The organism is Kitasatospora sp. MY 5-36, from assembly GCF_001182915.1.
Lineage (GTDB): Bacteria > Actinomycetota > Actinomycetes > Streptomycetales > Streptomycetaceae > Kitasatospora.
Map to the genome: position 1 here is coordinate 1 of NZ_LFVW01000448.1, position 9,680 is coordinate 9,680.

7 protein-coding genes and 1 pseudogene are annotated in these 9,680 nt (G+C 75.8%); 4 read left to right on the plus strand and 4 right to left on the minus strand.

Going from position 1 to position 9,680, the window contains the following annotated elements:
• Nucleotides 1–240, plus strand: a pseudogene (locus tag AE652_RS26285) (hypothetical protein); the annotation flags it as partial.
• Nucleotides 241–291: 51 nt separating this feature from the next.
• Here AE652_RS26285 and AE652_RS26290 read toward each other — a convergent pair.
• Nucleotides 292–942, minus strand: a complete 651-nt coding sequence (locus AE652_RS26290) for a hypothetical protein (protein ID WP_049655778.1) — start codon at nt 940–942, stop codon at nt 292–294.
• Between the two features lie 395 nt (nt 943–1,337).
• On the opposite strand from AE652_RS26290, the gene AE652_RS26295 reads away from it, so the two are divergent.
• From AE652_RS26295 to ligA, 3 genes are all read left to right on the plus strand, one after another.
• A complete protein-coding gene (locus AE652_RS26295; protein ID WP_049655780.1) occupies nt 1,338–2,849 on the plus strand; it encodes a phenylacetate--CoA ligase family protein in 1,512 nt (503 codons plus the stop codon).
• Nucleotides 2,850–3,899 carry a hypothetical protein gene (locus AE652_RS26300; RefSeq protein WP_049655781.1) on the plus strand — a complete coding sequence of 350 codons (1,050 nt, stop codon included), beginning with the start codon at nt 2,850–2,852 and terminating at the stop codon, nt 3,897–3,899. It begins immediately after the preceding gene.
• Between the two features lie 65 nt (nt 3,900–3,964).
• Nucleotides 3,965–6,028, plus strand: a complete 2,064-nt coding sequence (gene ligA / locus AE652_RS26305) for an NAD-dependent DNA ligase LigA (protein ID WP_049655783.1) — start codon at nt 3,965–3,967, stop codon at nt 6,026–6,028.
• Between the two features lie 128 nt (nt 6,029–6,156).
• On the opposite strand, the gene AE652_RS26310 is transcribed toward ligA, so the two are convergent.
• The 3 genes from AE652_RS26310 to AE652_RS26320 all read right to left on the minus strand — a co-directional run.
• Entirely contained in the window at nt 6,157–7,473 is a 1,317-nt protein-coding gene (locus tag AE652_RS26310) for a HAMP domain-containing sensor histidine kinase (protein WP_049655786.1), read from the minus strand.
• The gene (locus tag AE652_RS26315) at nt 7,473–8,186 is read right to left on the minus strand and encodes a response regulator transcription factor (RefSeq protein WP_049655787.1); all 714 of its coding nucleotides are present in this window, start codon (nt 8,184–8,186) and stop codon (nt 7,473–7,475) included. Before AE652_RS26315 ends, AE652_RS26310 begins: the two co-directional genes overlap by 1 nt.
• 59 nt (nt 8,187–8,245) lie before the next feature.
• A partial coding sequence (locus AE652_RS26320; RefSeq protein ID WP_049655791.1) for an alpha/beta fold hydrolase occupies nt 8,246–9,680 on the minus strand: 1,435 nt, incomplete at its 5' end.

A 9,680-nucleotide genomic window follows, 5' to 3' on the forward strand; every position in this document is an offset into this window, starting at 1 on the left:
GCCGCCGCCGCCGACCGTCGGCTCGCCCCCGCCACCGCCTCCGCGCTCGCGGCCGACCCCGACAGCGGCGTGCGGCACTTCGCCCGCGTCAACCCGGCCCTGCCCCCGGAGGAGCTGGTGGTGCTGCTGCTCGACCCGTGCCTTGCCGACGCCGCCGCCCGGAACCCCGCGATCCCCGCCGCCGTCCTGCACCGCATGGCCGACCTCGCCATCCCGCACACCGCCGTACCCCGGCGCTGACCCGCCCGGGGCCGGTCCTGGGCACGGACCGGCCCCGGGCGGGGGTGGGGCTCAGTGGCAGACGAGCTTGTTGCGGGCCAGCTCCTGGACGGTGCCGGGGTTGACCGGGGTGTCGCAGGAGACGGTGCCCTCGATCTCGGCGTCGAAGGTGCTGTAGGTGGGGTGGGAGCCGAAGGCGTAGGCCCAGTACCCGTCACCGGGGTCGTTGTTGCCCCAGCCGCCGCGGGGGAGGCAGACGTACTCGTCGGCCTTGCCCTGGACGCGGTTGGTGCCCTTGAACACCGCGTAGTCGCCGGGGCGGGAGAAGTTCAGCGTGACCTTCTGGGACCAGGTGCTGGTGGTGGACTTGCTGGTCTGGACGGAGAAGCCGACCTTGATGGAGACCTTCGCGAAGAACGCCCCCGCCTCCGCGTTGATCTCGGTCGAGGCGTTGAAGGTCGTGCTGACGTTCTGGACCTCGGTCACGGTGGTCTCGACGGAGCCGGTGGTGCCCGGGGCGATGGTGATGCCCTTCCAGTGGGTGAGCACCGGTTCGACGACGGCGGTCGAGACCTCGTACAGCCCGGTCCGGGAGACGCGGGGGTCGCACGGCCCGCCCGGCTCGGCCGCGTGGGCCGTACCGGTGGAGAAGGCCGACGCCGCGACCGTCAGGACGGCGAGCGCGGCGGGTAAGGACAGCCGCCGCAGGAACGTGTTCGTCAAGGGGACTCCTCGGGGGAGGGGGTGTCGGACCGCCACACGGCCGGCACCCGGCATGGATTCGTCAGATCGTGCCCAGAACACCCCCACCGCACACCCACAACACCGAACTCCCCTGCACAAATGGAAGGTTGGCCGTGCACATAGCCTGTTGCACACCGCCGGACCGTCCCTATACTGCCGTTGCCCGTAGGCCGGAACCCGGCCCCGGACATCCGCCGCTGCGCCCGGCCAGGGCGGCCGGCCGCCCGTACGAGGGAGAACCGATCATGGTCAAGCACTACCTCAAGTACGCCTTCAGCACCCTCACCGCCGCGATGTTCCTGCACATGGTCTGATCCGACCGACCCCGGCCGGGGCCGGGTGGCCCACCGTCCGACCCTGGCCTGGGAGTCCGCTTGTTCGCGACCGCGCTGAGCCAACTGCGCTACGGCGCAGCAATCCTGACGAACCGTCGGATCCGACCCCGCGACCTGGAGCGCCTCGCCCGGGACCTGGTCGCCACCATCGCCGAGTTCGGCGAGCCCGGCGAGGACTCCGCCCTGCTGCCCGGCCGCGCCGGACACGTCGACCCGCAGGTTCGGCGCGAGGTGGCCCGCCGCAGCCTGCGCGCCACCGCCCGCAGCGCGGCCCGGCACACCGCCTACTACCGCCGCACCTTCGCCGAACTCGGCCTCGACCCCGACCGGTTGGAGCCCGAGGACTGGTCACGCGTCCCTGTCACCCCCAAACAGGCACTGCGCGCCCTGCCCGCCGCCTTCGTCTCCGACGCCGCCCGCCCCGCCCTGCAGGCGCTCACCACCGGCACCAGCGGCACCCCCACCGCCGTGTGGTTCTCCCGCGCCGAACTCGAGTGCGCCATCGCCTTCAGCACCATCTCCGCCGTGCTCGGCCTCGGCCTGCGCCCCCGCCACACCGTCGCCTACGCCGGCTGCTCCCGCGCCACCCTGTCCCTGGTCAACGCCGAGGAGTCGGCCACCCGCGCCGGCGCCGGCTTCGTCCAACTCGGCACCGTGGCCCCCGCCGTGGCCCTCGACCGCCTCGCCGCCCCGCTCGGCCTGCCCGGCAAGGACCCCCAGGTCACCCACCTCACCACCTCCGCCTCCTACCTGGCCGCCCTCGTCCAGGAGGCCGAACAGCACAAGTGGCGCGAAGCCGACTTCGGCCTGGAGTCGATCAGCGTCGGCGGCGAGGTGCTCTCCGCACCGCTGCGCCGCCGCGCCGAGGCCGTGTTCGGCGCCACCGCCACCTCCGCCTACCTGATGACCGAGATCCTGCCCTCCGGCGCCACCCCCTGCACCCGGGGCCACCTCCACCACACCACCGAGTTCGGACACCTCGAAGTCCTCGACCCGCTCACCTGGGAACCCACCGCCCCCGGCGGCACCGGCACCGTCGTGCACACCCCCTACGTGCCCTACCGCGAGTGCACCCTGCTGCTGCGCTACGCCACCGGCGACCTCGTACGCCTCCCCGCCGAGCCGCCCACCTGCGAACTCGCCCACCTGCCCGCCACCTCCGAGATCCTCGGCCGCTGGAACGGCCCGCTCAGCCGCACCGTCACCACCCGCGAGGTGCTCGACCTGGTCGAAGCCGAACCCGAGGTCCCGCTGCCCGCCCGCCACGCCCTCACCGAAGGCCCCGACGGCCCCGACGGACCGGCCCGCCTGCACCTGCTGGTCGACCGCCTGCCCGCCACCGCCCTGCACGGCCGCCTGGAGGACCGCGCCCGCGCCGCCGGCCTGCGCCTGGCCGACATCCTGCTGTACGAGGACCGCGCCGCCATGCCGCCGACCGCACCCCTGCGCGCCGACCTGCGCGAGCACACCTTCGACACCCTCGACACCTTCGACGTCCCCGCCGCCCCCGGCACCCCCGCCGCCCCCGACCGTGTCCCCGGAAGGCGCTGAATGACCGTCGACCCCGCCGCCCTGGCCGCCCTCAGCGCCGCCGTCGCCGCCGAGACCGCCCTGGCCGCCTGGTACCTCGCCCGCGTCCGGATGCCCCGCCCCCCGGTCGGCGTCTACACCGGCGGCGACATCGCCGTCCTGTGCGCCGGAGTCGTCCTCGCCCCGCTGCTCTACACCGCCCTGCCCGCGGCCGCCGTCTCCGCCGTCTTCGGCCTCGTCGCCTGCCTCGCCGTCCAGTTCACCCTCGCCCCGCTGCTCGCCGCCACCCCGCTGCGCGCCACCCCCTGGTCCTGGGCCGCCGCCCTCACCGCCACCGCCGCCACCGCGCTCGCCGCCCTCACCGGCCACCCAGCCGCCGCCCGCGCCGGCAGCGACCTGATGATCGCCACCGCCGTCGTCGGCGTCGCCAACCTCTGGACCCAGAGCGGCCTGCGCTCCGGCCACACCGCCGCCCTGGCCGCCGTCCTCACCGGCTACGACCTGGCCGCCACCACCCTCACCGACACCACCACCCGCTTCTTCGAACAGGTCCAGGACCGCCCCTTCGCCCCCCTGCTCGCCCTCACCGGCGGCCCGGCCCCCGTCGCCGTCGGCCTCGGCGACCTCCTGCTGCTCGTCCTCTACCCGCTCGTCGCCGCCAAGGCCCACGGCCGCACCGCCGCCACCGTCGCCGCCCTCGTCGGCCTGCTCACCACCAGCGCGGTCAGCGCCTGCTTCGCCGCCGGCTGGCTCACCACCGGATTCCCGCTGCTCACCGCCCTGGGCCCGCTGATCGTCGCCCAGCACCTGTACTGGCGGCGCCGCACCGGCGGCGAGCGCACCACCGCCCAGTGGCGCGAGGGCCACCAGCTCCCTCTCCCGCTGCCGTCCTCCGTCGGCCACGAGCCCGCCGCCGCCCTCGCCGCCCCCGTCCCCGACGGCACGCCCCCGGGCACCTGGCTCGCCCTCGCCGACGGCCGCGTCCTCGGCACCGGCCCCACCCCCGGCCACGCCCGCCGCGACGCCCGCCGCCACGGCACCGACACCCCCACCACCGCCCGGCTGGTCTGACACCTCCAGGGCTCCGCCGGCGCGCGCCCCGGGGCCCTGTCAGTGCCGGCCGCCATGATTCCCGCATGACCGCCACCGCAGCACCGCTGTCCTCCCCGTCCGCGTACGCCGACGCCGTCGCCACCGCCGTCCGGGCCGCCGCCGCGTACTACACCGACGGCTCCACCCCCCTCGGCGACGACGAGTACGACACCCTGCTGCGGGCCATCGCCGCCTACGAGAGCGCCCACCCCGGCGAGACGCTGCCCGACTCGCCGACCGGCAAGGTGGCCGGCGGCGCCGCGAACGGCGACGTCCCGCACAGCGCCCCGATGCTCTCCCTGGACAACGTGTTCTCCGCCGAGGAACTCGACGCCTGGGCCGCCGGCCTCGAACGGCGCCTGGGCCGCCCCGTCACCGCCTGGTGCGTGGAGCCCAAGCTCGACGGCCTCGCCATCGCCGCGCGCTACCGCGCCGGCCGCCTCCAGCAGGTCGTCACCCGCGGCGACGGCCTCGCCGGCGAGGACATCACCCACGCCGCCGACGCCGTCCTCGGCCTGCCCACCGAACTCACCGAACCCGCCGACATCGAACTGCGCGGCGAAGTCCTCCTCACCCGGGACCAGTTCGACCACGCCAACCGGATACGCGCCGACCACGGCGCCACCCCCTTCGCCAATCCGCGCAACGGCGCCGCCGGCACCCTGCGGGCCAAGGACCGCCCCTACCGGATCGAACTCACCTTCTTCGCCTACGACGCCATCGGCCCCGACGGCCTCGCCCACAGCGCCCTGCTGGACCACCTCGCCGCCCTCGGCGCCCACACCGCCGCCACCACCGCCGCCAGCCCCCGGCGCTGCGCCGACACCGCCGAGGTCCAGCAGCGCGTCGAGGAGATCGCCGCACTGCGCGCCGAACTGCCCTTCGGGATCGACGGCGTGGTCGTCAAGGCCGACCTGGCCGCCGACCGCGCCGAGGCCGGCTCCGGCTCGCGCGCACCGCGCTGGGCCGTGGCCCGCAAACTGGCCGCGCAGCACCAGGTCACCCGGCTGCTCGCGGTGGAGTGGAACGTCGGGCGCACCGGCGTCATCGCCCCGCGCGCCGTCCTCGAACCCGTCGTCATCGACGGCGTCACCGTCACCTTCGCCACCCTCCACAACCCCGCCGACATCGAACGGCGCGGCCTGATGATCGGCGACCAGGTCTTCGTCTACCGCGCCGGCGACGTGATCCCCCGGGTCGAGGCCCCGGTGCTCGACGCCCGCACCGGCGCCGAGCAGCCGATCGCCTTCCCCGAGACCTGCCCGCGCTGCGGCGACGCCATCGACACCACCGAGCAGCGCTGGCGCTGCGTCCGCGGCCGCGACTGCCAGGCCGTCGCCTCCGTCCTCTACGCGGCCGGCCGCGACCAGCTCGACATCGAGGGCCTCGGCGGCACCCGCGCCGTCCAGCTCGTCGAAACCGGCCTGGTCACCGACCTCGCCGACCTGTTCACCCTCACCCGCGAGCAGCTGCTCACCCTGGACCGGATGGGGGAGACCAGCGCCGACAACCTGCTCGCCGCGATCGCCACCGCCCGTACCCGGCCGCTCAACCGGGTCTTCTGCGCCCTCGGCATCCGCGGCACCGGACGGACCATGTCCCGCCGGATCGCCGCGCACTTCGGCTCCATGACGGCGATCCGGGCCGCCGACGCCGAGACCCTGGCCGGCGTCGACGGCATCGGCACCGAGAAGGCCCGCGTCGTCGCCGCCGAACTCGCCGAACTCGCCCCGCTGCTGGACCGCCTCGCCGCCCTCGGCGTGGGCACCGCCGTCACCGCCCCCACCGCTCCCGCCGCCGCGCCGACGGCGGGGGAAGGCGACACCGTCGACGGCCTTGCCGACGACCGGGGCCCGCTCGCCGGCGAGGCCGTCGTCGTCACCGGCAGCATGACCGGCGCCCTCGCCGACCTCTCCCGCAACCAGATGAACGAACTGGTCGAACGCGCCGGCGGCAAGGCCTCCTCCTCGGTCTCCAAGCGCACCACCCTCCTGGTCGCGGGCGAGAAGGCCGGCTCCAAGCGCGCCAAGGCCGAGGAGCTCGGCATCCGCATCCTCACCCCCGAGGACTTCGCCACCCTGGTGGCCGCCCACCTCCTCCCGGCCTGACGGGCCCGTCCCGCGCGGGGGTCCGAGTCCCTCCGGACGGTCCGGTACGCCCCACGGGCCGGAACACCGCGGCCTCCCGGCCGGACCCGGCCACCGGACGGTCCGCCGGGGCGCCGTCCGACGGTCCGTCAGCCGCCCGGCGCCGGCGGCAGCCGGAAGCCGACCTCGGCACCGCCGCCGGGAGCGGCGGCGGCGAAGACGGTGCCGCCGTCCGCGACGACCAGGTCGTGGACGATGGCCAGGCCCAGCCCCGAACCCGGGGTCGACTGGGTGCCGGCGGCACGGTAGAAGCGCCCGAAGACGGCCTGCCGGTCGCCGGCGGCGATCCCGGGCCCGCGGTCGCGCACGGCAAGCCGGGTGCCGGTGACGCGGACCTGGACCAGGGTGCCGTCCGGACTGAACTTGACGGCGTTGCCCACCAGGTTGTCCACGCAGCGCTGCAGCGCCCGCGGACGGGCCAGCACCGGGACGGGCCCCTCGGTGATGACGGCGATCTCCCGGCCGGTACGGCGGCGGAAGCGCCGCGCGCTGTCCTCGGCGGCGGCCGGCAGGTCGAGCGGCTCCGGCTCCTCCGCGCTCTGCTGGTCGGTGGCCAACTCGACCAGCTCACGCACGAGTTCGTCGAGCGCGACGGTCTCGGTGACCAGGGTCGCGAGGATCTGCTCCTCGTCCTCGGGAGCGAGCCGGCCGCGGGCGCGCTGGAGGAGCTCGGCGCACCCGCGCACCGAGGTCAGCGGGGTGCGCAGCTCGTGGCTGGCGTCCTGGACCAGGCGCTGCTGCTGCTCGCGGGAGCGGCGCAGCGCGCCGACCATCGACTCGAAGGCCCGGGTGAGGCCGCCGACCTCGTCGCGCCCGGCGGCGGGCAGCGGGGTGGCCAGGTCACGGGTGGTGGTGATGTGCTCGGCGGCGCGGGCCAGGCGCCGCACCGGGCGCAGGATGCGGCCGAGGACGAGCCAGCTGAGCAGGGCGCAGGCGGCGGCGGCCGCCACGCTGGTGACGGTGATCCGCCGCAGGAACGCGTCGTCGACCTCGGTGACCCCGGCGTAGGTCTGGCCGACCATCACCGCGCCCTGCCCGTCGGGGCGGGCCTGGGTGAGGACGCCGTAGGGGGTGCCGTCGACGGTGGCGTCCTCCTGGTGGGAGCCCTGCCCGGTGCGGGCCACCTCCAGGGCCCGCTCGGAGACCGGCAGCGCCGGCCCGCCGCCCGGGGCCAGCGGCCGGGCGGTGCCGTCGGCGGGCAGCAGCTGTTCGACGGTGTCGGGCCGGGCGGGCGGCAGCCGGCCGAGGTCCAGGGCGGCGAGCACGGTCTCGGCCCGGTCCCGCAGGCTCCGGTCGAGCTGGTCGGAGACCAGGGTGCTGACGCCGCGGTAGGCGGCGGTGACGGGCACGGCGATCGCCAGCAGGACGGAGGCGAGGACCACCAGGCCGATGCGGGTGCGCAGCATCAGGCGGTCCGGGCGGTGTAGCCGACGTTGCGCACGGTGTGGATCAGCCGGGGCGCGCCGTGCTCCTCGGTCTTGCGGCGCAGGTAGCCGACGTACACGTCGAGCGAGCGCGAGTCGGTGTCGAAGTCGTAGCCCCAGATGCGCTCGTAGATCCGGTGGCGGGTCAGGACGGTGCCCTGGTTGCGCAGCAGCAGCTCCAGCAGGTCGAACTCGGTCTTGGTCAGGTCGAGCCGGCGCCCGCCGCGGTGGGCCAGCCGGGCGGCCGGGTCCAGGGCGAGGTCGGCGAGGACGAGCCCGGTGGCCTCGCCGTCCCCGGCGTCGAGCGGCTCGGTGCGGCGCAGCAGGGCGCGGATGCGGGCCAGCAGCTCCTCGGTGGCGAAGGGCTTGGCGAGGTAGTCGTCGGCGCCCGCGTCCAGCCCGGCGACCCGGTCGCCGAGCTGGTGGCGGGCGGTGAGGACGAGGACGGGCAGGCGGTCGCCGCGCCGGCGCAGCATCCGGCACAGCGCGAGGCCGTCGAGGCGGGGCATGACCACGTCCACCACCGCGAGGTCGGGGCGCCGGTGCTCCAGGAGCTCCAGCGCCTCCTGGCCGTCGGCGGTGGTGAGCACCCGGTAGCCCTCGAAGCGCAGCAGGTGGTCGAGGGTGGCGCGGACACCGGGGTCGTCCTCGACGACCAGGACGGTGCGCCGGGCGTCGGCGGTGGGATCTGTCATGGTGTCATCCTCGCTGGTGGCGGGCGTGGTCAGGCCGGTCGGGGGCTGCCGACGACGCGTCAGCGGGGGACCGGGACGACCGCGACCGGCGGGATCCGCACCAGGCAGGAGGTGTCGCCGACCTCGCCGGTGCGGATGAAGCCGCTGGAGATCTCCAGGGCGCAGCCGGTGGACTCCATCTCCGGGAGGTGTCCGCTGTTGGGTACCGAGACGAACGCGCTGTGGCGGAACTGGGCCGCCGACAGGCGGGAGTTGACCTCGGGGGTGTTGGTGTCGAGGTCCCCGGAGAGCACCAGGACGGGCACGTCGGGCAGGTTCCCCAGGTCGGTCGGCTGCGGGCGGGCGGTACCCCGGCGCGGCCAGTTCAGGCAGTTGTCCCCGCCGTCGGTCTGGCCCGCGGCCCAGCCCTCGGGGCTGAAGGCCCCGAAGTCGGCCGGGTCGGCGGCGGCCAGGGCGGCGCGGTACTGGCGGCGGCGCTCCGACACCGGGGCCTCCGGGTCCCAGGCGCGGACGTAGTCGTTGCAGGTGACGGCCAGGAAGGAGGCCTGGTCCTCGGTGCCGGTGCCCTCCATCTCGCCGCGCACCAGGGCGGACAGCGGCCCCTCGTCGCCCGCGGCGAAGGCGTGCAGGGCGGCGGGCAGGGCGCCGAGCAGCCCGGACTCCCCGGGGTGCAGGCCGATGCCGCGGGTGGCCGGCTCGTACATCAGGTCGGCGAGCTTGTCCTCGGTGAACAGCACGGTGCGCCGCTCGCCGCCGGCCTCGGCGGTCACCTTCAGCGGGCGGGCGCGCAGCCGCTCGGCGACGGCGGCGAGGTCGTGCACCGCGGTGTCCGGGTCGCAGGCGCCGCTGCGCTCGCAGATCCGGCGCAGCGTCAGGGAGACCTGCTGGGCACCGGGCCGGGCCAGGGAGTCGAAGGCGACCGGGTAGGCGCCGGACAGCACCATCTTCTCGACCCGCTCGGGATGGCGGTCGGCGTAGACCGGCATCAGGTAGGTGCCGTAGGACATGCCGTACAGCACCAGCCTGGGGGCGCCCAGGCGCTCGCGGGCGGCGTCGATGTCGTCGGCGGTGGCGGCGCTGGTGTAGCCGCGGGCGCGCGGGCCGAGTTCCTCGGCGCACTCGGCGACGAGCTCGCGCTGTTCGGCCCGCGGGGCCCAGCGGTACTCGGCCTCGGTGACGTCGCAGGGCAGCCGGCCGGAGCGGCCGGTGCCGCGCGGGTCCAGCAGGAGCACGTCGTAGTCGTCCAGCACCCCCCGCAGCGCACCGGCCACCTGCTCGGCGCGGTCGATCAGGGTCTCGCCGGGGCCGCCGGGGTTGAGGGCGACGGTGCCCAGGGCCGGACCGGGGCGGCTGTGGCGCACCACCGCGTAGCTCACGTCGACGCCGCCCAGGCGCGGCTCGCCCGTCACCAGGGGCCGGCGCATGGTCGTGCAGTCGACCCGGTGGCCGGGGACGGCCGGGCACCACGCGGGCCGGCCCTGCGCCCCGGCGGCG